This is a genomic window from Dietzia sp. JS16-p6b (assembly GCF_003052165.1).
Taxonomy (GTDB): Bacteria; Actinomycetota; Actinomycetes; order Mycobacteriales; family Mycobacteriaceae; genus Dietzia.
In genome coordinates this window covers 3644604-3667031 of sequence record NZ_CP024869.1, presented here as the reverse complement: position 1 = coordinate 3667031, position 22428 = coordinate 3644604, and the positions used below count along the sequence as shown (strand labels likewise).

The following is a 22428-nucleotide window of genomic DNA, read 5'->3' as shown; positions in this document are numbered from 1 at the left end:
GACGACTACCACGTCACCGCGCGCCGAGGAAATCCACGATCAGTCGCGTGACCAGGTCGGGGCGCTCCACCTGGAGGAAGTGGCCGGCGTCCGGCACGGTCTCCACTCTGCTCCCGTCCGGGAGAACGGACGCCGCGAACGTGGTCCACTCCGCGAGCATGCACCCGTCGTCACGTCCGTGCAGGTAGAGCATCGGGACCGTGGTCGGGCGCAGCATCGCTCGCTGGGCGGCGGCCTGCTGGGTGGGCACCGTCCACGGACGGGCCGCGTGGCGGTAGTAGCGGAGGACCTCGGTGCGCCGGGTCTCGATCGCCGACCACGCCGCGTCGAGGTGGGGGCCGGCCTCGAGACCGGGCGACCACCGGCGCCACAGGAGGGGGACCACGGTGGGCAGTGACCGTTCCGCGAGCACCGGCAGCTGCTGGAACGCGATGTACCAGCTCATCCTCGCCTGCCTGAGCAACCTGGAGACGGAGGCGAGGGTGCCACCGTCCCGCGACATGAACGCGGCCGGCGGGGGTACGGCCATGGTCACGATGCGGCGGTAGGGCTGGTCCACGAGCCCGGCGACGGCGTGAGCGGCGAGCGCGCCCCAGTCGTGACCGACGAGGACCGCCCGGTCGTCACCACCGAGCAACGCGTGCAGCTCGATCGCGTCGTGCGCCAGACTGCCGATGTGGTAAGACCCGTCGGTGGGCACGCCGGAGGGCGCGTAACCCCTGGTGAACGGGGCGACCACCCGGTAGCCCGCCTCGACGAGACCCGGGGCCACCTCCCGCCACGAATGGGGCGAATCGGGGTACCCGTGCAGCAGCACCGCGAGGGGAGCGTTCTCGGGACCCCAGGACAGTGCGACAAAATCGACGTGGCGACCCGCGAGCCGGATGATTCTGTGCTCCTCCATGGGTGCCCACCTTATGACCCGCCGGGCCTCCCGACGCGGATCCCGGCGTATCCCGCACCGGCCCTTTACGTGAGGTGGTCGTGCTCGCCGTCGACCCACTCGGCGTAGCGCTCGGCCGAGCGCTGTACGGCGTCGTCGGCTTCGTGGGGGACGCAGCCGCCGAAGTTCGCGTAGATCCGGTCGAAGTCGTAGCGCGAGACGTGGTCGGCGATGCGCCGGACCACCGCCCCGGACAGGGGCATCCAATTGGGGAACGAGCGCATGAACGTGACCCAGCGGGGGTCGGCGACGGTGCCGATGGTGTCGCCGGTGAACAGCACCCCCCGGCCGTCGCGCGCCGTCCAGTGGACCACCGCGCTGCCCGGGAAGTGGCCGCCGGGTTGCGAGGCGCGGACACCGGGCAGGATCTCGATCTCGTCGCCCTCGTGGCCGCCGCCCCAGACCACGGTGTTCCGGGGCCGCAGACCCAGCCAGTGTTCGTCCGGGGCGGAGACGTAGACGGGGGCGTCGTCGAACGCCGCGGACCACAGGGACTGGACCCCGTACATGTGCGGGTGGGAGGCGATGATGGCGGAGACCCCACCCCACCCGCGTACCGCGGCGACAGCCTCCTCGGTGATGTGGTTCGGTGCCTCCACCATCACGTTCCCGTGGTCCGTGCGGATGAGCGCCGGCTTCTGCCCGATACCGGGACAGTCCCGGTGGACCAGATTGATCACATCCGGCTCGCGCTCGGTGAACTCGATCCGCGCGCCACGCGCCGTGGACTCCCCGGGGTGGGTCCAGCGTTGGCCGCCGGCCGGGACGTACTGCCGATCATCGGCACAGATCGGACACACCGCAGGCAGGGGTTCGGCGCGCTCGGCCCCGCAGGTGGCGCACTGGGTGACGGACCCCACCGCGAGGGGCGTCATGAGATGTCGCCCTCCGTGGCCACGGAATGCCATTCCTCGCCGACCAGCACCTCGAGGTCGCCGTTGACCGGACGGGCGTCGGGCTGGAGCGTCACGGCGTGCTCGAGCGCCTCCTGGGCGTTGTCGAACTCGCCCAGATCGAGGGTGCGGTCCGGAGTGCGGAGGCGGAATGTCGACATGCCTCCCAGTGTCCCCGCAGGGCCGCGACGGTGCATCCGGCGTGCCCCCGACGGAAACCCGTCCCTGGCTCCGGGGGCAGGAGCACAATGTGCAGCAACACCGACGCCAGAGGAGGACTCATGATGTCGTCGTCCCCGATCCCGCCTCGCGACCAGCCGCACGATCCGCCCCGCGGCTACCCCGACCTCGGTCCGGAACCCGTGGACGGCGTCCGCCTGATCAGCGCGCCCGCGGTCCCCACGGCGGTGGTCCGGGCGACGGCCGTGCCCATGGCCACCATCGCTCAGTTCTTCGACACGGCGTTCCCCGCGCTGTTCGCCGCGGACGTGAGGCCGGCTGGCGCGGCGTTCGCCCTGTACACGAGGATTGCCGAGGAGCCGGAACCCCACGCCGATCTGGAGGTCGGGTTCCCGCTGGCCGAACCGCTGCCCGACCAGCACGCCGGCGAGCCGGAGGAGGGTGCGATGCGCGTCGTGGCATCCGAACTCCCGGCCGGCGAGGTCGCCGCGACGAGTCACCTCGGCTCCTACGACGGGCTGGGTGAGGCGTGGCAGGAGTTCATGGGTGAGATCGGCTCCCTGGGGCGGGCCCCGGCGACACCTTTCTGGGAGTCGTACGTCACCGAGCCCTCGCCGGACATCGATCCCGCGACTCTGCGCACCGACCTGTTCTGCCCGGTCCGGACGCCCGACGACGCGGCCTGACACCCCCGGTTGCCCGCCCGGACCGGGTCATCCGACCCGCCCGTTCGGAGGCGGGGACAGGCCCGGTTACTCCATGTCCTCGAGCGAGCGGCCGGTGGTCTCGGGGATGAACCTGGCCACGAACAGCAACGACAGCAGCGCAGACACCGCGTAGAAGCCGTAGGTGAACGTGAGGCTGAACTCGGCCATCGGCGGGAACGCCGTGGAGACCGCGAAGTTCGCCAACCATTGGGCGGCGGCGGCCAGACCGAGCGCCGCCGTGCGGATGCGGTTGTTGAACATCTCGCCGAGCAGCACCCACACCGCCGGGCCCCACGACATACCGAAGAACACGACGAAGCCGTTGGCGGCGATCAGCGCGACGAGCCCCTGGGTGTCGCCGAGTTGGGGTGCGAGTTCGCCGTCGGCCCCCGGGCCCATCGTGGCGGTGCTGAACATCGCGGCCATCACCGCGAGCGAGACGGTCATGCCCACCGATCCCGTCATGAGCAGCTTGCGACGGCCGATCTTGTCGATCAGCGCGATGGCCACGATCGTCACCACGATGTTGGTGACCGAGGTGATCGCGGTCTGGGTGAGCGCGTCCGCCTCGGTGAAGCCGACCGACTGCCACAGAGAGGTGGAGTAGTAGAAGATCACGTTGATGCCGACGGCCTGCTGGAAGACCGACAGGATGACGCCGATCCACACGATCGGCAGGAGGTTCCGGCCACCCGGGGTGAGCATGTCCTGCCAGGACCGCTTCCTCTCCTGGCGAACCGTTGCGCGGATCTCTGTGATCCGGTTGTCGACGCCGCTCGACTGGATGGTGCGCAGCACGTCTCTCGCCTCGCTGACCAGCCCCTTGGCCAGCAGATAGCGGGGGGACTCGGGGATCATGAGTGCCAGCACCCCGTAGGTGACGGCGGGCACCAGCTCGGTGAGGAACATCCAGCGCCAGGCCTGGATACCCATCCAGAGCTCCTCGATCGCGCCGCCGGCCACGGACGCCAGCCAGGCGTCGGAGAGCAGGGCCACGAAGATGCCGGAGACGATCGCGAGCTGTTGGAGGGAACCGAGGCGACCGCGGATCGAGGGCGGGGCCACCTCCGCGATGTAGGCCGGAGCGATGACCGAGGCGGCGCCGACGCCCAGCCCGCCGACCACGCGCCAGATGATGAGATCCCACGGGCCGAATGCGAGTCCGGACCCGAGTGCGCTCGCGGTGAACAACGCCGACGCCAGGACCATGACGCGGGTACGTCCCCAGCGGTCGGCGAGGCGGCCCGCGAGGTACGCACCGGCGATGCATCCGAGCAGCGCCGAGGAGACCACGAACCCGGTGAGCCCGGCGTTCATCCCGAACGACTCCTGGACGGCGTCCACCGCCCCGTTGATGACCGCGGTGTCGAATCCGAACAGGAACCCGCCGAGCGCTGCGACCAGGGAGATGATCACCACCCGCCCGGTGTGGAAGGACTCCTCGTCCGAGCTCTTGGCCGAGACGTTCGGTGTGGACATGGCGTACCCCGTTCCCGGGCCGGATGGACGTCCTGCTCTCTGGTGAACGGAGCGTAGGCCCGTGGCGGGTGTGGCGCAAGTCACATTATTTTCATTCGCTACCCCGTACCGATCCTCGTGACGAGAACACGTTCTAGGCTCGAGTGGACTCGACGTCTCACCGAAAGGCCACCGCCGTGAGTGCTTCCCCTGAGCAGATCCGTGCCACCGCAGACTCCTACATCGCCGCGCTGGTCGCGGGCGACCTCGAGGCTGTTCTCGACCTCTACGCGGAGAACGCCACGGTCGAGGACCCGGTCGGCAACGGCACGGTGCACGAGGGCAAGGCGGCCATCCGCGAGTTCTACTCGTCCGTGGTGGCCCTGAAGATCGAGGGCGAGGTGCTCGAGGCGCGGGTGTGCGGGGACGACCTGCTGTTCAACTTCGAGATCACCACGCACTTCGACGAGAACTCCAGCGCCACGATCAACGTCTGGGACCTGATGACCCACGACGAGCAGGGCAAGGTCGCCTCGATGCGCGCCTACTGGACCCCGGAGAACATGCGCTGAGCCGAGGCGGGCTCGGGCTCGGGCCGGCCGGCTTGGACTGTGCGTCCCGGCAGCGCGGGCTGGCTGGCGCGCGTCGTCTGCTCGATCCGGCGAGTCCTGTGACGTATCGCCCGAGAGCGGGTCGCCGAGAACGCGACGGGGATTCACAGAACGCGCCCGATCAGCCCATGGCACAGGACGCGAGACGCTGGCCGCGGGGCGGCGTCAGCTGGACTAGCCTTGGTTGACATGATCACCGCCATCGTCTTCGTCCACGCCGAGACGGCGCGCATCCCCGAGGTCGCCGAAGAGATCGCCGAGATCGACGGCGTCTCCGAGGTGTACTCGGTCACGGGCACCATCGACCTCATCGTGCTGGTGCGGGCCCGCCGTAACGAGGACGTGGCCGACATCGTCTCCGACCGCCTCAACAAGGTCCCCGGTGTGGTGGACACCGAGACGCACATCGCCTTCCGCGCGCTGTCCAAGCACGACCTCGAGGCGGCATTCTCCCTGGGGTACGACGAGTAGCCCTCTGTCGTCCGACCGTCTGCCGTCTCGCCACCTGTCATCCGAATACATGCGGCGGTCGACAGGTGGGTCGGTTCGACTATCTGAACTGCATCCGCGCGAGCCGTCGTGCCCGTCGCCGCGCCCGCTGCAACTCCGCGAGCAGCGCCGCGCCCGTCCACCGGAGTCGGTCGGGTCCTGCCCGCTCGGCCTCGTGAACCAACTCGACCATGTGAGCGCACGCGGGCGTCGCGACCCCGAGCCGCCGGCCCATCCGGACGACCTCTCCCTGGAGGATGTCGATCTCGGTCGGCCGTCCGCGGACCAGGTCATCGTTCATCGACGACGTCCCGTCCGCATCGACCCGCATGATCGTCCTGGCGAGTGTGCGGAACACCGGCGTCGGCAGCCGCATGACGAACGGAAGCATGCCGGCCGGCACGGCGATGGGTACCCGGGGCACCACCCCGGCCGCGGTGAAGACCCGGATCGCCTCACGCTGGCAGAGCGCGACGCATCTGCGCAGGTCACGATCGACGAGTTCGTCCCGCAGAGGAAGTCCGGACAACGCCTGGACCGCGTTGTTGAGATTCAACAGGACCTTGCCGTGGAGCACCGCCTGGATGTCGTCGGTCGCCCGCACCTGGAGTTCGGCCTCCTCCATCACCCGGAGGAGCGGGGCGGCGAGGGGGTGTTCGGCGATCCGGATCTCACCGGTGCTGGTCCGCCGGTAGGTGGCGGGCCCGGTGCGGGCCACGTTGAAGGGGATGACCCCGGCGATCACGGGGTTCGAGCCGACGCCGTCGCGGATGGAATCGGCCGAGTGCAGGCCGTTCTGTAAGCCCACCACCAGGGTTCCGGGACGCAGGAACGGCACGAATTCGGCGGTGGCGGCCGCGGAGGAACCCGCCTTGGTGCACACGAGGACCACGTCAGAGCGGCGGACGGATTCCGGCGTCTCGGCGAGCGTGAGCGCCTCGGACGGCACGTGGATGCGGTCGTCCACGCCTTTCCCGGACTCCACGGTGAGTCCGCTCGCACGGATCGGGTCGAGGACATGAGGACGCCCGACCAGGGTCACGTCCGCGTGGCGCGCGAGTCTGCCGCCCAGGTAACACCCGACGACGCCGGCACCGACGACGGTGATGCGCAAGGGGGTGTCGGAGCCGACCATGGTGCTGGACGATACGACATTCGCGCCGGTCCGGCGAGGGATCGCACGTGGCCCCACCGGGTCGAGGGGATCTCAGTGACGTCGAGGTCGAACCACTATTTCGGTCGGGTGGGCGTCGGGTGTCGAATCGAGCGCGTGACGCACCGCGGTCGCCACGGAGTCCGGTGTGAGGTGGTCCGACGGATCGTACGCCCCGCCCTCGGCGGCGACGATCGCCCTCTGCATGTCCGTGTCCACCCGGCCGGGATGGATCGAGGTGACACGGAGGGCCGGCTCCTCGCCGCGGAGCGTGTCGGTGACGGCACGGAGTGCGAACTTCGAGGCGCTGTAGGAGCCCCAGCCCGGCTTGGCGGTGGTCCCCGCGCCGGAGTTGATGACGACGACGTGGCCGCGGACCGCGCGGAGGACTGGGAGCAACACCCTGGTGAGCTCGACCACGGCGAGGACGTTGATCTCGAACGCGCGACGCCACTGGGCGGCATCGGTCTCGTCGATCCGCCCCAGTTCGGCCACCCCGGCACAGTGGATCACCCCGTCGAGAGTGGCGACGCCGTCCGCCACCGCCGAGACGCCCTCGGGCGTCGTCAGGTCCGCGGTCACCACCCGGGCGGACCGGCAGGTGCGTGCCACGGAAGCCAGGGCGTCGGCGTCGCGGCCCACCAGGATCAGCTCGTGATCGGCGTCGAGCGCCCTGGCCGTGGCCGCGCCGATCCCACGGGAGGCGCCGGTGATCATGACTGTGCCCATGCCCGGTGAGGGTAGACGCCCGACCGGCCCGGTGGGAGATCCCGATGGAGTCGACGACGGGTGGTTCAGTGCACGGTTCCGGTGCTGTCGATGGCGTCGAGCAGCGCGTTGAGGGCGGGAACCGCCGCGGACAGCGACTCCCGGTGTTCCGAGGACAAGAGCGACAGGTGGGCGGCGAAGTCCTGGTCGCGCTCCTCGAGCACCTGGTCGATCCGTGCCCGTCCGAGGTCGGTGAGTTGCACGCAGACGCCACGGCCGTCGGACTCGTCCCGCACGCGCTCCACGTAGCCCATACCCTCCACCACGTTCACCGAATTACTGGTGGTGGGGACCCTGACGTTCTCCAACCGGGCGAGGTCGCTCATCCGCAACCGTCCGTGGCTGGCGAGCGTGTAGAGGATGGAGGTCTGTGCGCGGCTCAGCGCGTACTGGGTGTTCTGCCGCCGTACCAGCAGGTCCAGTCGGAGGAGGATGGGTCGGAACTGCGTCGCCAACCCTGCGGTCGCCGGCCCCCTCGCCGCCGCGGACGGCGTCTGCCCCCTCGCCGCCCCGGACCGCGCCGGCCCCCGCGGCGCCGGATGCCTCGCCGTCACTTCGCCTGCCACAGTGTCCACGTCGTGCCCCCTGACCAGTTGGTCCCCTCGGTCGCATGGGAGATGTAAGCACGATCACGAGCGGTCGTGGGGCGTCATCTACCGCTGTGAGGGATACTGCCGGCATGGATTTGTATCACCAGGTGACCGGTTCCGGACCGACGATCATCCTCATGCACGGTGTCTGCCACCGTGCGCACGCGTGGGACCCGGTCGTTCCGCTGCTCGCGGACCGGTACCGAGTGGTCGTGGTGGACCTGCCCGGGCACGGGAGGTCAGCGGATCTGCCCGAGGCAGGTGACGCGCTCGAGTACATGATCGACCAACTGACAGAACTCATCGCCCAGCTCGTGCCCGCCGGGGAGCGCCCCCACGTCGCCGGGAACTCGCTCGGCGGATTCATCGCGCTCGAGTTGGGTGCCCGCGGCCTGGTGGACAGTGTCACCGCGCTCTCCCCGGCCGGCTTCTTCCGCTCCGAGGCCGAGTGGCGGTACACGATCACCGTCTTCCGGAGTCTGCGCCGGGGAGCCGCGAAGCTGGGACGGCACATCCCCGTCGTGACCGAGCGGGCCGCGGGCCGTGCGGTGATGATGGCGGCGTTCTGCGCCCGGCCGTGGCGGTATCCGGCGGAGGCGGCGGCGATCGACGGGGAGGCGATCGTCAGCAACACGGTGCTGGACCGCGCGGACCGCGGCACCTTCGTGTTCTCCGCGCCGGTCGACGAGGAGCTTCCGATCACCATCCGGTGGGGCCGGTTCGACCTGGTTCTCCCGGTCCGTCAGGTCTCCCTGGCGTCGAGGCTGTTCCCCCAGGCCAGAGTGGAGATCTCGGCGGACGGACACGTTCCGATGTCGGACGATCCGGAGGGCGTCGCCGCGTCGATCGCCGCGACGGTCGAGCGCGGGCTGGCGCATGCGGGGTCGGCGGGTCGGGTCTGACCGGTCGGCCCCCGGCCGGCCGGCGGGCTGCGCGTCGGGGCCGACCCCGTGCCGACCGCGGGCCGCACCGACCCCGCACACGGTCGCTCAGGAACCGAGCGATCCCGCCGGCAGGGAGCCCCCTGAGAGTGATCCCGTCCCGCCGGTGAACCCGTCCTTCCACGCCACGACCGTCGACGGCCGCGGCTGGCTGGTGCCGCCGTCCGGCCAGTGGGAGGCGGGGTTCTCGATCGAGGCCCCGTCCTTCTCCCCGGGGTGCTGGACGTTGACGATCGCCCGATCGGAGAAGACGAGCGGACCGCAGGTCTCCGCACCCACGGGAACGGTGAGGAACAACTTGGTCTCGCCCCGGTTCGGTCCCTCGGTGGCCACCGAGTAGAGCCCGTCGTTGAATCCGAGCGCGTTGCCGTCGGTCGACACCCACAGCCCACCGGCGGGGTCGAAGGCCACGTTGTCCGGGCAGGAGATCGGGCTGACCTTGGACTTGTCGAAGCCGCCGAAGTAGGTGTCGGCGGTCGCGGGGTCGCCGCAGACCAGGAGCAGGTTCCAGCCGAAGGTCGTACCGGCGTGGTCGTCGGTGATCTCGACGACCTGACCGTGCTTGTTGTCGTGCCTGGGGTTGGCCTCGTCGACCTGGCCGACGGTGCGGCGGGTGTTGTTGGTCAGGGCCAGGTAGACCTTGCCGGTCGAGGGGCTGGGCTCGACGTCCTCCGGGCGGTCCATCTTGGTGGCGCCGACCGCGTCTCCCGCCATGCGTGTGTACACGGCGACCTCCTCGGCGCTCATGCCGGGGACGTGGGAGACGGCGTTGCCGGCGGAGTCGACGGTCAGGAGCGGGATCCAGGCACCCGTACCGTCGAATGCGCCGTCCGAGGGGAGGGCGCCCGTCCCGTCGATCTCGGACTCCGGGGAGTTGCCGGTGAAGGTGGCCACGTAGAGGGTCCCCTCGTCGAGGATCCTCATGTTCTGTTCCCGGGCCGCCGGGGTCCGCCCCGGCACCATCGTCCGGCTGGAGATGAACTTGTACAGGTAGTCGAATCGCTCGTCGTCGCCGGAATAGATGACGACGGTGCCGTCCGCCGTCACGTGGACCGTCCCGCCCTCGTGCTTGAACCGGCCGAGCGCCGAGTGCTTGACGGGCGTGGAATCCGGGTTCCACGGGTCGACCTCGACGACGTAGCCGAAGCGGTTGACCTCGTTGGGTTCGACCGCCAGGTCGAAGCGGCTGTCGAAGCGTTCCCACTTGCGCCCGGACTCGCCGACCGACACCCCGTAGCGCCGGAGGGCCTCCACCCGCGCCGGGTCGGTGACGGAGCCGGTGGTGCCGAAGTACTGGTTGAAGTTCTCCTCGCCGGACAGGACCGTCCCCCAGGGGGTGTGGCCGCCGGCGCAGTTGTTGAGGGTGCCCAGCACGCGGGTCCCGGTGGGGTCGGCGGTGGTCCGGGTCAGCGGGCCGACGGCGGGGCCACGCAACTCGAATGGCGTCGTCGCGGTGATGCGGCGGTTGTACGAGCCCATCACGGGATCGAGCCCGCCGTCGTACCGTCGGCTGGCGAGTTCCACCACCGTCAGGCCGTGTGCGGCCCAGGCGATCTCGACCTGCTCCCGGGTGGGGCCGCGGAGTCGTATCCGCGGAACATCATGGGTTCGGTCGTGTACTCGTGGTTGACCGTGAGCAGGAACCTCTCGTCACGGTCGTCCATGGGGAACAGGACCGCCAGGTCGCAGTTGAAGCCGTACTGCACCGCCTGCGCGGCGGCCGACTGGTTCTCGAAGTCGAAGGCGGGGCCTCCGGGGATCACCGGATCTCCCCACCGGATCACCACGTCGCTGGAGTGCCCGGCCGGCACCGTGACGGCGTCGGCGGTGTTGGGCGCCACGGGGACGAAGCCGGTGTCGAGTGTGCCCCCGCCGGCCGATCCGAGAGCGCCCGCCGACCCGGTGCCGAGGGAGCCCTGCGCGGCGGCGGTGGTCGGCAGAACCTGCGTGGCCCCCACGGCGAGCGCGACCACGCCGGCCGCCTTGAGGGCCCCACGGCGGCTGATCTCGGCGGCGACGTCGCCGAAGTACGGATTCCCGCTGGCGTTGGGGGCGGGTGACGCGCACTGGTCGCCGCACCTGTACAGGCAGGTCAGGTGCTGGCGGCTGGAGATGCCGGGCGTGGCGATCGGAAGCGGGCGGCGGACTGACAACGGTTCTCCCTGAGGACGTGTGGGTGCGCACGGGCGCACGAGGACGGTGTGACCCTAGGGAGGGCGGGCGACGGCACGGGCGTGGTGAGGACACGTGCGGATGAACTATGGGCGCAGTGCCGGTGAACTCCGGTGTCGTGGCGCTACAGTCGTCGTGTCAACCCTCTACTCGGATCGTCCGGCACGTTCCTGCCGGTGAAGGGAAAGTGCTCGCCATGGCTTCGGTGACCTTCGAGAACGTGTCCATCGTCTATCCGGGCGCCGCACGGCGCAGTGTGGACCGGCTCGATCTGGAGATCGCCGACGGCGAGTTCCTGGTCCTGGTCGGCCCGTCCGGTTGCGGCAAGTCCACCACCCTCCGTGCGCTCGCCGGGTTGGAGGACGTCTCGGCCGGTCGCATCCTCATCGGCGACAAGGACGTGACCGGGATGGAGCCCAAGGACCGGGACATCGCGATGGTGTTCCAGAACTATGCGCTCTACCCGCACTACACGGTGCGCGAGAACATGGGTTTCGCGCTCAAGCTGGCCAAGGCGTCCAAGAAGGAGATCGCCGAGCGGGTGGACCGCGCCGCCGAGATGCTCGATCTCACGGCCTACCTCGACCGGAAGCCCAAGGAGCTCTCCGGCGGACAGCGTCAACGCGTCGCCATGGGCCGGGCGATCGTGCGCAACCCGCAGGTGTTCCTGATGGACGAGCCGCTGTCGAACCTGGACGCCAAGCTCCGGGTGGCCACCCGCGCCCAGATCGCCAAACTGCAGCGTGACCTGCGCACCACCATGATCTACGTGACCCACGACCAGGTCGAGGCCATGACGATGGGGGACCGGGTGGCGGTGCTCAAGGACGGTGTCCTGCAGCAGGTCGACACGCCTCGGGAGCTCTACCACAATCCGGTCAACGCCTTCGTCGCCGGTTTCATCGGATCGCCGTCGATGAACCTCTTCGACGCCCCCGTCGCCGACGGCAGGGTCGCCCTGGAGGGGTTCGGCGAGCAGGTCCCGGCCGGCACCGGGGCGACGGTCACGGTGGGGGTGCGGCCCGAACACCTGCGGATCGCCGGGGACGGGGACGGGTTGAGAGTCACCGTCGACCTCGTCGAGGAGTTGGGCGCGGACAGCTACCTGCACTGCTCCACGGGGGACGGCCACCCGGTGGTCTACCGGGCCGAGTCGGGCGACCACCCGGGGAAGGGCGAGACCATGTTCCTGGCCGCGCTCGACGGTGAGGTCCGCTTCTTCGATGTGGAGACCGGTCTGCGGCTGCGCTGACCACCGACCGCGGTGACCGACCGCAACACATGTTGTTGTTAAAGTGTCTCCTGTGATCTGAGTCTCGTCGCCCCCACGGTGGCGGGACGGCGGTGAGTCGGCGAGGTGACCGCTCGTGGTCCTACGTACAGGCCCCCGGTGGGTTACGCTCAGCGGGACCTCAGAGAGACCGGCGTCACAGTGAGACCGGGATCACCCGTCCGTCGGCACACGTCGGCGGTAGGCGAGACACGACAGTAGGAGAGAGCGCATGGCCGTTCACGGCAGGTTCCTCAAGGCGGCGGCGGCCGCATCGATGGTCGCGATGGTATCCGCGGCATGCACCAACGGTGGTGGTGGAGAGTCCGACGAGCAGACGGAGGCCGGCACCTCGGGGGTCGGCCCGATCACCTTCGCGATGGGCAGCAACGACACGGACAAGCTCCGTCCCGTGATCGACCAGTGGAACGCGGAGAACCCCGACCAGGAGGTCACCCTCCGCGAGCTCCCCGCCGAGCAGGACGGACAGCGCGACACACTCACGCAGTCCCTCCAGACCGAGAGCGGCGAGTACGACGTGTTCGCGCTCGACGTCACGGACACCGCCTACTTCGCGGCCAACGGGTGGCTGCAGCCGATCGAGGGCGACACCGAGATCGACACCTCCGGCCTGATCGAGGCCGCCGTGGACTCGGCGACCTACAACGGCACGCTCTACGGCATCCCGCAGAACACCAACGCGCAGCTGCTGTACTACCGCACTGACCTCCAGCCCGAGGCCCCCGCCGACTGGGACGCGCTGGTCGCGTCCTGTGAGGCCGCCGAGGGAGCCGACGTCGACTGCCTGCAGACGCAGCTCAGCCTCTATGAGGGCCTCACCGTCGCCGCGACCCAGTTCATCCACAGCTGGGGCGGCCAGGTCGTGGGCGACGACGGGCAGACCCCGGAGCTCGACACCGACCAGGCTCGCGCCGGCCTCACCGCGCTGGTCGACGCCTACCAGAACGGCGTGATCCCCCCGCAGACCGACGCCTTCACGGAAGAGGAGACCGCACAAGGCTTCCTCGCCGGCGAGACCATGTACTCGTACAACTGGCCGTACATGTACGAGTCGGGCCAGTCCGATCCCACCTCGCAGGTCCAGGGTCGGTTCGAGGTCGCGCCGATCGTCGGTCAGGATGGCGCGGGCCGGTCGACTCTCGGTGGCTACAACAACGCCATCAACGTGTTCTCCGAGAACAAGGCCACCGCTCAGGCGTTCCTCGAGTACATCATCTCGGAGGACGTCCAGATGAGCTTCGCCGAGCAGTCGTTCCCGCCGGTCCTGTCCTCGATCTACGACGACGAGGCGCTGCAGCAGCAGTTCCCGTACATGCCGGCCCTCAAGGCGGCGCTCGAGAACGCCGAGCCGCGCCCGGTCACGCCGTACTACCCGGCGGTGTCCAAGGCGATCCAGGACAACACCTTCGCCGCACTGCGTGGCGAGAAGAGCGTCGAGCAGGCACTCACCGACATGAGCGCCGCGATCGACCAAGCGGCTCAGTGACACCAGAGTCCGGACGGCAGTGATGACGACACGGCGCTGATGGGCCCCGGGGTACTATCCCGGGGCCCATCGGCCGTCGTGGTGAGGGCGGGCGCGATCCGATGAGGAGCTGCAGCGATGACGACGAGTGAGAAGGCCCCGGCGCCACTGGTCGAGAAGAGGTTCGACTGGCGACCGGTGTGGATGGTGGGTCCCGCCCTCGCGATCCTCGCGGTGGTGATCGGCTACCCCGTCGTCCGTGCGGTGTACCTGTCCTTCCGGGCCGACCGGGGCCTCGACCCCGCCACGGGGATGTTCTCCGACGGCGGTTTCGCGGGTTTCCAGCACTATCTCTACTGGCTCACCCAGGCGTGCCCGGCGAGGGGCGGCGACGGCACCGTCCCGTGTCCGCCCGGCGTCTCGGCCGTCGACTTCTGGCCCGCGATGGGCAACACCCTGTTCTTCACCGTCACCACCGTCTCACTCGAGACGGTCCTCGGCTTCGCCATGGCAGTGGTCATGGGCAAGAGCATCTGGGGGCGGTCCCTCCTGCGCGCGGCGGTCCTCGTCCCGTGGGCCATCCCCACGGCGGTCACCGCCAAGCTGTGGGCGTTCATCTTCGCCCCCAACGGCATCGCCAACACGATGCTGGGCACCAACATCGCCTGGACCACCGACCCGTTCTACGCCCGCATGGCGATCATCGTGGCGGACGTGTGGAAGACCGCGCCCTTCATGGCTCTGCTGATCCTCGCCGGGCTGCAGATGATCCCCGGGGACGTCTACGAGGCCGCCCGGGTCGACGGCGCCTCCCGATGGCAGCAGTTCACCAGGATCACACTGCCGCTCGTGCGGCCGGCGCTCATGGTGGCGATCCTGTTCCGGACCCTGGACGCCCTGCGCATGTACGACCTGCCCGTGATCCTCGTGTCGGCCAACTCGGGCTCGCCCACCGCGACGGTCTCCATGCTGGTGGTCAACGAGATGCGGATGGGCAACTTCAACAGCGCCTCCGCGATATCGACGCTGGTGTTCCTGCTGATCTTCGCCGTGGCGTTCGTGATGGTGAAGTTCCTCGGCGCGAACGTCGTCGATGACCGCACCGGCAAGAAGGAGGAGATCCGGTGAGTCACCGAGCGCCCGACCAGTCCACGTCGTCCCTCACGCGGTCGACCACCTCGTCGTCGTCACGATCAGGCGCGCACGATCGGGACCGCGCCGACGACCTGCGCCCACCCCGCAAGCCGCTCGGGCCGAGGATCGGCACCTATGTCGGGGCCCTGCTCATCCTGATCTGGGGCCTGGCGCCGTTCTACTGGATGCTCGTCACCGCGTTCCGCGACAACCGGTTCGTGTTCTCCGCCAGCCCCGTGCCCTCGCACCTCACCCTGGACAATTTCCGCGAGGCGCTGGCGACGGACGCGGGTAACAACTTCTTCGGCGCGATCATCAACTCGGTGATCATCAGCTCCATCACCACCGCGCTGGCGTTGCTCTTCGGCGTGTTCACGGCCTACGCGCTCGCGCGGGTGGACTTCCGAGGCAAGTTCCTCGTCACCGGCGTCATACTGGCCGCGTCGATGTTCCCCGGTGTCGCGCTGGTCACGCCGCTGTTCCAGTTGTTCACCGACATCGGGTGGATCGGCACCTATCAGGCGCTCATCATCCCCAACATCTCGTTCGCGCTGCCGCTGACCATCTACACGCTGACCTCGTTCTTCAACGACCTGCCGTGGGAGCTGGAGGAGGCCGCTCGCGTCGACGGAGCCACGCGCGGCCAGGCCTTCATCAAGATCATCCTGCCGCTCGCCGCGCCGGCTCTGTTCACCACCGCCATCCTGGCGTTCATCATCACGTGGAACGAGTTCCTGCTGTCACAACAGCTGTCCAACTCCTCGACGGAACCGGTCACCGTGGCGATCGCGCGGTTCTCGGGGGTCAACCCCTACATCCCGCCGCACGCCGCGATCATGGCGGCGGGCGCGCTCGTCACCGTCCCGCTGGTGATCATGGTGCTGATCTTCCAGCGACGGATCATCTCCGGCCTCACCGCCGGCGGTCTGAAGAGCTGACCCGGCCGTGGCGCGGAGCGGTGGGGACGCACTCGGAACCCGGCAGCGGCTGGAGGTCCTGGGCGGGTTCGTGGGGTTCTTCACCGTGATCGCGCTGGTCAACGCGGTCGGCCTGATCGTGGCCGGGCGCCCGTCGATCCTCGCCTCGTTCGTGCTGGTGCTCATGCTCGCGGCGTCCTGGTACACCTTCCGCGTGTGGCGGCGCGCCGACCGCGCCGTGGGCCGCGGCTGACCCGGGCGTCAGTGGTCGTCCCGCCAGGCCACCAGCGACTCCACCAGGTCCAGCGGGTACTCGGGCCCGTTGAGGCCCACGGTGAACAGCGTGACGCCCTCGGCCACCAGGGCATCGGCCGAGCGCCGCGCCTCGTCCGCGGAGGAGGCGCCGCCGATCTCGGTGGAGCGTTCGATCTCACCGGGGTCCCGGCCGACGTCGGCGCAGTGCCGGGCCAGCACCGCGGACTTGTGCCGGTAGGTCTCCACGTCCACGAACGAGTGCCAGATGTCGGCATGGCGGGCGACGTGCCTGAGCGTCTTGCGCTCGCCCCCGCCGCCCAACAGCACCGGGATGTGCCGGGTCGGGGCAGGGGTGAGCCGGGCGAGGCGCCGCTCGATCCGGTCGAGGGAGTCCCCGAGGTCGTCGAGACGCGACCCCTTGGTCCCGAAGTCGTACCCGTACTCGGCGTAGTCCCGCTCGAACCACCCGCTGCCCAGCCCCAGGATCAGCCGCCCGCCCGAGATGTGGTCGACCGTGCGGGCCATATCGGCCAGCAGGTCCGGGTTCCGGTAGCTGTTGCAGGTGACCAGCGCGCCGATCTCGACCCGCTCGGTCTGCTCGGCCCAGGCGGCGAGCATGGTCCAGCACTCGAAGTGCGCGCCGTCGGGGTCGCCGTAGAGCGGGTAGAAGTGGTCCCAGTTGAAGACGACGTCCACACCCGCGTCCTCGGACCGACGGACGGCATCGCGCAGGAGGTCGTAGTCGGGCGCGTGCTGCGGTTGCAGTTGGACGGCGATGCGGACCGGGCGTTCGGTGTTCGGGGTCATGCGCCCAGTGTGGTCCGTTCCGCCGCCCCGCGCACCCGACGCGCACCCGACCCTGGCCACCGTGCGCCCGACCAGGCCCCGCGTGCGCGGTCGCTACCGCTCGCGCTCGAGGACGAACCAGAAGTGCTCGCCCTCGTGGAGGGTTCCCCGGCCGTTCATCACGGCCAGCAGGGTGTCGGGATCGACGACGGCGAAGTGGTCGATCACCGGCAGCCGGTCGTAGACCATGGACGCGCACGGGCGGCCGCGGAACGAGACCTCCCACAGCGACGCCCCGCCTCCGCCCGTGGCGGAGATGTCCGGGACAACGGACCCCGAGTCGTCGGTGACGAGGATCGGGTCCACCTTGCGCGGGTCGGTGAAGTCCTTTCCCCACCATCGCATCTGCCCGAGCATCGCGAACATCGGATGCCCGGTGTCGAGGCCGGCGCCCCTCCACCGGCTGCCGGCGATCGCGTCGATCCGGGCGGGCTCGAGTGAGTCCCAGAGCGTCGTCACCCGGTCGGTGGGGACGGTCTCCAGGGCCCGGATCGCCTCCAGCTCGTCAGCGTGCGGTGCGCTCACAGCCCGTAGGTCTTCCCGATGATGTCCCGCTGGATCTCGTTGGTGCCGCCGTAGATCGTGGAGACGACGGCCTGTCGCACCAGGCGTTCCATGCCGTACTCGGTGGCGTAGCCGTAGCCGCCCATCGACTGCATGCACTCGAGCGTCACGCGTTTGCTCAGCTCGGTCGCCTTGAGCTTGGCCATGGAGGCCTCGCGGGGGAGCAGGGCCGCGGGGTCCGACTCGTCGACCTTCCTGGCCACGGCGTAGACCAGCAGGCGGGTGGCCTCGATCTCGGTGGCCAGGTCGGCCATGCGGTGCCGGATGACTTGGAACGACCCGACGGGTCGGCCGAACTGTTCGCGTTCACGGATGAACGTCAGGCAATCGTCGAAGGCCCGCTGCGCCACCCCGAGCTGCATGGCGGCCAGGATGAGCCGCTCGATGTTGAGCCCGGCCATGAGCTGCTTCCAGCCGCCCCCGACCTCGCCGATCACGGACTCGGCGGGCAGGCGTACGTCGGTGAAGTAGAGGTCGTTGACCTCTCTACCGCCCATGGTGTCGATACCGCTCATCTGCAGCCCCTCGACGTCGGCGGGGACGTCGAACATGGTGATTCCCTCGTGTTTGGCGCCGGTCGAGTCGGTGCGCGCCACCAGCAGGATGCGGTCGGCGAAGTGGGCGTTGGAGCACCAGGTCTTCTGTCCGGTGATCACCCAGTCGTCACCGTCGCGGACGGCCTTGCAGCGCAGCGCGGCCACGTCGGACCCGGCGCCGGGCTCGGACATGGAGATGGCCAGGGTGCCGCCCGCGACGACCAGTTCGAGGGCCCGCTTGCGCTGCTCCTCGGTGCCGAACTTCTGGATCGCCGCCGCGGTGATGAGGGTGGGGCCGATGCCTCCGATCGGGGCGAGGCCGCGCAACGAGCGTTCGAGCAGGAGGCAGAGTTCCACGGCCCCCGCGTCGGCGCCCCCGTACTCCTCGGGCACGGTCAGGCCCAACCAGCCCAGCTCGGCCATTTTTGCGTAGATCTCGGGGGAGTGGGTGCCGCCCTCGGTGGTGAGCTGCCCTCTCTTCTCGACGCTGCCGACCTCGCGCGCGCAGAAGTCGTCGATGGATCTGGCGAAGTCCTGCTGCTCCTCGGTGAGGATGTCGAACACGGCTGGCCTCGGCTTTCTGACAGGGGGTGACGGTGGCGGGCAGGGTGGACTACTGTGGCCCGTATCACCGTAGGCTACATCAAATATATGTGATCGAGAATGGAGTGAAGTCGAATGACGACAACCGAGCCCAGCAAGACCGGCCCCGCGTTCGCGAGCCTGGACCCCCGCGACGGCACGGTCCTGGCGGAGTACCCGATCGCCGGGGCGGAAGAGGTGGCCCTCGCCGTCGAGCGTGCGCGCGCCGCCGCACGGTGGTGGGCCGCCCAGGGGCCGCGCGGCCGCCGGGAGTGGCTGCTGGAGTACAAGCGGGCCATCGCCTCCCGAGCCGAGGAGCTGGCCTCACTCATCTCCGCCGAGACCGGCAAGCCGGACGAGGACGCCACGCTCGAGGTCATGCTCACGGTGAGCCACCTGGAGTGGGCGGCCAAGAACGCCGACAAGGTCCTGCGGCGCCGTTCGGTGTCCGCCGGCCTGTTGATGAGCAACCAGGCGGCGTACGTCGAATACCAGCCGTACGGCGTCGTCGGCGCGATCGGCCCGTGGAACTATCCCGCGTTCACCCCGATGGGCACGCTCTCCTACGCCATGGCCGCCGGCAACGCGGTGGTGTTCAAGCCCAGCGAGCTCACGCCCGGGGTCGGCGTCTGGCTCGCCGAGGTGTGGAATTCGCTCGGCGCCTCGCAGCCGCTGTTCCAGACCATCACGGGCGATGGTTCCACCGGCGCGGCGCTGTGCCGGGCGGGTGTGGACAAGCTCGCGTTCACCGGGTCGGCCGCGACGGGCCGCAAGGTCATGGCCGCCTGCGCGGAGACGCTCACCCCCGTCGTCATCGAGGGCGGCGGCAAGGACGCGTTCCTGGTCGACGCGGACGCCGACCTGGACTCGGCGGCCGACCAGGCGGTCTTCGGCGCGATGGGCAACGCGGGGCAGACCTGCGCCGGGGTCGAACGCATCTATGTCCACCGCGACGTCCGCGACGCCTTCGTCCACAAGTTCGCCGCGAAGGTCCGGGCACTGACCCCCGGCACCTCGGTGACCTCCAGCTACGGCCCCATGACGCTGCCGGCCCAGATCGACATCGTCCGCCGCCACGTCCGGGACGCGCTGGCCCGGGGCGGCACGGCCGTCATCGGGGGCGAGGGATCGGTCGGGGAGAGGGTGGTCGAGCCGGTCGTCCTGGTCGACGTGCCCGAGGACTCGACGGCGATCACCGAGGAGACGTTCGGGCCGACCGTCGTGATCAACTCGGTCGCGGACCTGGAGGAGGCGGTCGAGAAGGCCAATGCCAGCAGCTACGGCCTCGGTGGCGCGATCTTCACCGGTAACCGCAAGCGGGGTCTGGCGCTGGCGGAGAAGCTCGACGTCGGCATGGTGTCGGTCAACTCCTTCCTGGCCTTCGCCGGGATCCCGTCGCTGCCGTTCGGTGGCTCGGGCGACTCGGGCTTCGGCCGGATCCACGGGGCCGACGGGCTGCGCGAGTTCGCCCGGCCCAAGGCCATCACGGCCCAGAAGTTCGCCGCTCCCCTCAACCTCATGACCATGACCCGCAAGCCGAGGGACATCAAGGTGGTCAAGTGGATGATGGCCAACGTGATGGGAAGGCTGTGATCTCTGGATGACCGCCACCGTCCCAGGGGTGTTCGGACCGATCCCGGCCGAGTTGGTGGCCGACGCCGCCGTCGAGCACCCGCTCACGGCGTCGCTGCCGCTCAAGCCGGGCCGCTGGTACTGGCGGGATCTCGTCGCGACGCTCGATCCCGTGGCCGATGCGGCGGAGATCCACCGCATCACCTCCGCCTACGAGTTCCCCTGGGACTACCAGAGGGCGCTCGAGCTGGCCCTGTACCGGACGTACTGTGTGCCCTCGGTGTCGGCGGTCCTCGAGGAGGCCGGCCAGTTCCGCGATGAGCCGCAGAAGCGATACGACGACACTGCGCTGCTGATGGTGGAGCTGGTCGAGCACGGCTACGACTCCCCGAGGGGCAGGGAGGCGCTGCGGGTGATCAATCGCCAGCACGCGCGGTACGACATCTCCAACGACGACATGCTGTACGTGCTGTCGACGTTCATCTACGAGCCGCTGGAGTGGATCGATGCGGTCGGGTGGCGGCGCCTGCACCCTCACGAGCGACTGGCCGCGTTCCACTTCTACCGCGGGGTGGGGCAGCGGATGAAGATCGCCGACATCCCGGAGGACATCGGGGAGTTCCGCCGGTGGCGCGACGACTACGAGGCCCGCACCTTCCGCTATGACCGCAACAACGAGCTCATCGGCACCTACACGCTCGATCTCATGTGTTCCTGGTATCCGGAGGCGATCCGCCCCGCCGTCCGCACGGCGGTCCTGTCGCTGGTGGACGACGACATGACCCGGGCCTTCGGCTTCCCGTGGCAGCCGCCGGGAAGACGCAAGGCCGCGTACGCCGCGCTGCGGGCCCGGTCCGCCGTGGTGAGGTGGCTCCCGGTCCGTCGCCGGGCGCTGGGGTCACGCGGTACCGAGAACAGGACCTATCCGGGTTACCCGAACGGATACCGCCCCGCTGACCTGGGGGCCTGCCCGATCCGGCCGAGAGACCGCGTGGAGGGGTGCCCGGTGATGACCGCGGGCGGCGACGGCCGGTGACGCGACGGCGAGTGCCGGGTGCGGCGTCCCGGTCTCACCGGCAGCGCCGGACCTAGCGTTCCGGGGGCAGGAGTACGGTCCGGGCCAGCGCGGCGAATGTCGCCGCGGCTCCGGGATGGAAGCCGGTCCCCTGTCCGCCGTCCAACACCACCGCCAGTGCGGCGTGGACCCGGATCCGGGCCGTGGCGTCGTCCACGGTGGACCCCGCCGGCGCGGCCCCGCGAACCAGTCCGGCCCAACGTTCGAGCTGTCGCAGTTGGGATCGGCGGATCCGCTTCCTGTCGTGGAGACCCAGTGTGCCGAGCTCGGAGTGGTAGAGCATGAGTTCGGGTCCGTGGGAGAAGGCGATGGCGACGTACTGGTCGAGCAGGTCGGCCAGCGCCCGGACCGGTTCGTCCTCGTGACCCCGGTGGGCCTCGTGTCGGTCGAGAAGGTCGGAGACCAGCGTCGCGGTCCGGTCGACGGCTGCCGTGAGCAGTGCCGACTTGCCGGCGAAGTGTCGGTACAGTGCCGAGGCGGCGACCCCTACGTCGGCGCCGATCGCCTCCATCGTCACCTCGTCGTAGGTGCAGGAGTGGAACCGCGCTATCGCCGCGGTGATCGCGCCCTCCCGGGTGGCCGCGCCGCCGCGTAGCCGGCCCGTCGGCCCCGCACCGGGCGCCGACCGGTCTCCCGCCGACACGTCGTCCCTCCGTCGGCGCGGTATCACCCGGATAGTCGTGGTGACGGATTCGGCCAGGTCTGCCGCGATCGACTGCATCAGGGGGACCACCGCGTCGGAGGCCTCGATGCGGTGGTGGCCGAGCGAGGCGATGCACGCGAGGATCGCCCCGGCCCCGGCCCCGGCCCCGGCCCCGGCCCCGGCCCCGGCCCCGGGTGACGAGGCCGCGTCGTCACCCCGGATCGCCTCGGCGAACCGTTGCCGGATCCGGACATCGGCCGCCACGACCGCCGCTCGGTCCTGCGGGGTGAGATAGCGGATCTGCCAGCGGTACAGCGCCGCGCGGGAACGGTGGGTCAACGTCGCCCGGGTGACCGAGGCGACCAGATCGTCAAGGTCGTCGAGGCCCGACGTGGCGGTGTCGAGTTCGGCGACGAGTGTGGCGACCGCGTCACGGAACATCGCGTACTTGCCCGGAACATGGCGGTACAACGCACCGGGGGTCAGGGCGAGGCGGTGCGCGATGTGTTCCACGCGGGTCGCGTGGTACCCGCGCCGCGTGAACTCCTCGGCCGCGACCAGTGCGATCTCCGCACGTCGCGAACCCGGAGGAGGTACGTCCGGGAACCACGTGGGTGGAGCGGAAGGAGACGTCATGGCCTCT

General features: G+C 69.8%; 22 protein-coding genes and 1 pseudogene. 11 read left to right on the top strand and 12 right to left on the bottom strand.

Annotation, left to right across the window (positions count from 1 at the left end):
• Positions 1–13: 13 nt before the first annotated feature.
• The 3 genes from CT688_RS16910 to CT688_RS16900 form a co-directional block, all read right to left on the bottom strand.
• Positions 14–904 carry an alpha/beta fold hydrolase gene (locus CT688_RS16910; protein ID WP_107757839.1) on the bottom strand — a complete coding sequence of 297 codons (891 nt, stop codon included), beginning with the start codon at positions 902–904 and terminating at the stop codon, positions 14–16.
• A 65-nt stretch (positions 905–969) separates the two neighbouring features.
• Positions 970–1818 (bottom strand): MBL fold metallo-hydrolase, encoded by an 849-nt coding sequence (locus CT688_RS16905; RefSeq protein ID WP_107757838.1) that lies wholly within the window; start codon positions 1816–1818, stop codon positions 970–972.
• A complete protein-coding gene (locus CT688_RS16900) occupies positions 1815–1997 on the bottom strand; it encodes a tetratricopeptide repeat protein (RefSeq protein ID WP_107757837.1) in 183 nt (60 codons plus the stop codon). Before CT688_RS16900 ends, CT688_RS16905 begins: the two co-directional genes overlap by 4 nt.
• Positions 1998–2084: 87 nt before the next feature.
• Between CT688_RS16900 and CT688_RS16895 the strand changes: the two genes are divergently transcribed.
• Entirely contained in the window at positions 2085–2702 is a 618-nt protein-coding gene (locus CT688_RS16895; RefSeq protein ID WP_231750417.1) for a GyrI-like domain-containing protein, read from the top strand.
• Between the two features lie 66 nt (positions 2703–2768).
• Here CT688_RS16895 and CT688_RS16890 read toward each other — a convergent pair whose 3' ends face one another.
• Positions 2769–4202: a sugar porter family MFS transporter gene (locus CT688_RS16890; protein ID WP_107757836.1), complete on the bottom strand. Its 1434-nt coding sequence runs from the start codon at positions 4200–4202 to the stop codon at positions 2769–2771.
• Positions 4203–4378: 176 nt separating this feature from the next.
• On the opposite strand from CT688_RS16890, the gene CT688_RS16885 reads away from it, so the two are divergent.
• Together CT688_RS16885 and CT688_RS16880 are read left to right on the top strand one after the other, a co-directional pair.
• Positions 4379–4753 carry an SgcJ/EcaC family oxidoreductase gene (locus CT688_RS16885; protein WP_107758298.1) on the top strand — a complete coding sequence of 125 codons (375 nt, stop codon included), beginning with the start codon at positions 4379–4381 and terminating at the stop codon, positions 4751–4753.
• Positions 4754–4981: 228 nt separating this feature from the next.
• Positions 4982–5263, top strand: coding sequence for an Lrp/AsnC family transcriptional regulator (locus CT688_RS16880; RefSeq protein WP_017835202.1), 282 nt, complete (start codon positions 4982–4984; stop codon positions 5261–5263).
• 79 nt (positions 5264–5342) lie between these two features.
• Here the strand turns inward: CT688_RS16880 and CT688_RS16875 are convergent, their stop codons facing one another.
• From CT688_RS16875 to CT688_RS16865, 3 genes are all read right to left on the bottom strand, one after another.
• A complete protein-coding gene (locus tag CT688_RS16875; RefSeq protein WP_107757835.1) occupies positions 5343–6416 on the bottom strand; it encodes a 2-dehydropantoate 2-reductase in 1074 nt (357 codons plus the stop codon).
• A 72-nt stretch (positions 6417–6488) separates the two neighbouring features.
• Positions 6489–7163, bottom strand: a complete 675-nt coding sequence (locus CT688_RS16870; protein WP_107757834.1) for an SDR family oxidoreductase — start codon at positions 7161–7163, stop codon at positions 6489–6491.
• 65 nt (positions 7164–7228) lie between these two features.
• The gene (locus tag CT688_RS16865) at positions 7229–7657 is read right to left on the bottom strand and encodes a MarR family transcriptional regulator (RefSeq protein ID WP_194861281.1); all 429 of its coding nucleotides are present in this window, start codon (positions 7655–7657) and stop codon (positions 7229–7231) included.
• A 224-nt stretch (positions 7658–7881) separates the two neighbouring features.
• Between CT688_RS16865 and CT688_RS16860 the strand changes: the two genes are divergently transcribed.
• Positions 7882–8694 carry an alpha/beta fold hydrolase gene (locus tag CT688_RS16860; RefSeq protein ID WP_107757832.1) on the top strand — a complete coding sequence of 271 codons (813 nt, stop codon included), beginning with the start codon at positions 7882–7884 and terminating at the stop codon, positions 8692–8694.
• Positions 8695–8781: 87 nt separating this feature from the next.
• Here CT688_RS16860 and CT688_RS16855 read toward each other — a convergent pair.
• Positions 8782–10886: pseudogene (locus tag CT688_RS16855) on the bottom strand (PhoX family phosphatase).
• 215 nt (positions 10887–11101) lie between these two features.
• Here CT688_RS16855 and CT688_RS16850 point away from each other — a divergent pair.
• From CT688_RS16850 to CT688_RS16830, 5 genes are all read left to right on the top strand, one after another.
• Positions 11102–12157, top strand: a complete 1056-nt coding sequence (locus CT688_RS16850) for an ABC transporter ATP-binding protein (protein WP_107758297.1) — start codon at positions 11102–11104, stop codon at positions 12155–12157.
• 250 nt (positions 12158–12407) lie between these two features.
• On the top strand, positions 12408–13682 hold the full coding sequence (locus CT688_RS16845; RefSeq protein WP_107757831.1) for an ABC transporter substrate-binding protein: 1275 nt from the start codon (positions 12408–12410) through the stop codon (positions 13680–13682).
• Positions 13683–13799: 117 nt separating this feature from the next.
• Positions 13800–14789, top strand: a complete 990-nt coding sequence (locus tag CT688_RS16840; protein ID WP_182612238.1) for a carbohydrate ABC transporter permease — start codon at positions 13800–13802, stop codon at positions 14787–14789.
• Positions 14786–15733, top strand: a complete 948-nt coding sequence (locus tag CT688_RS16835; protein WP_197431448.1) for a carbohydrate ABC transporter permease — start codon at positions 14786–14788, stop codon at positions 15731–15733. The genes CT688_RS16840 and CT688_RS16835 overlap by 4 nt, the downstream gene beginning before the upstream one ends.
• Before the next feature lie 7 nt (positions 15734–15740).
• Positions 15741–15965: a hypothetical protein gene (locus CT688_RS16830; RefSeq protein WP_107757830.1), complete on the top strand. Its 225-nt coding sequence runs from the start codon at positions 15741–15743 to the stop codon at positions 15963–15965.
• A gap of 8 nt (positions 15966–15973) precedes the next feature.
• On the opposite strand, the gene CT688_RS16825 is transcribed toward CT688_RS16830, so the two are convergent.
• From CT688_RS16825 to CT688_RS16815, 3 genes are all read right to left on the bottom strand, one after another.
• Positions 15974–16774, bottom strand: coding sequence for an LLM class F420-dependent oxidoreductase (locus CT688_RS16825; RefSeq protein ID WP_107757829.1), 801 nt, complete (start codon positions 16772–16774; stop codon positions 15974–15976).
• A gap of 93 nt (positions 16775–16867) precedes the next feature.
• A complete protein-coding gene (locus CT688_RS16820; protein WP_107757828.1) occupies positions 16868–17338 on the bottom strand; it encodes a DUF4334 domain-containing protein in 471 nt (156 codons plus the stop codon).
• On the bottom strand, positions 17335–18477 hold the full coding sequence (locus tag CT688_RS16815) for an acyl-CoA dehydrogenase family protein (RefSeq protein ID WP_107757827.1): 1143 nt from the start codon (positions 18475–18477) through the stop codon (positions 17335–17337). The genes CT688_RS16820 and CT688_RS16815 overlap by 4 nt, the downstream gene beginning before the upstream one ends.
• 114 nt (positions 18478–18591) lie before the next feature.
• Here CT688_RS16815 and CT688_RS16810 point away from each other — a divergent pair, with 114 nt between their 5' ends.
• Together CT688_RS16810 and CT688_RS16805 are read left to right on the top strand one after the other, a co-directional pair.
• Positions 18592–20088 carry an aldehyde dehydrogenase family protein gene (locus CT688_RS16810; protein WP_107757826.1) on the top strand — a complete coding sequence of 499 codons (1497 nt, stop codon included), beginning with the start codon at positions 18592–18594 and terminating at the stop codon, positions 20086–20088.
• 7 nt (positions 20089–20095) lie between these two features.
• Positions 20096–21103 carry an oxygenase MpaB family protein gene (locus CT688_RS16805; protein WP_107757825.1) on the top strand — a complete coding sequence of 336 codons (1008 nt, stop codon included), beginning with the start codon at positions 20096–20098 and terminating at the stop codon, positions 21101–21103.
• 52 nt (positions 21104–21155) lie between these two features.
• On the opposite strand, the gene CT688_RS18030 is transcribed toward CT688_RS16805, so the two are convergent.
• Positions 21156–22421 carry a TetR/AcrR family transcriptional regulator gene (locus CT688_RS18030; protein WP_107757824.1) on the bottom strand — a complete coding sequence of 422 codons (1266 nt, stop codon included), beginning with the start codon at positions 22419–22421 and terminating at the stop codon, positions 21156–21158.
• Between the last annotated feature and the right edge of the window lie 7 nt (positions 22422–22428).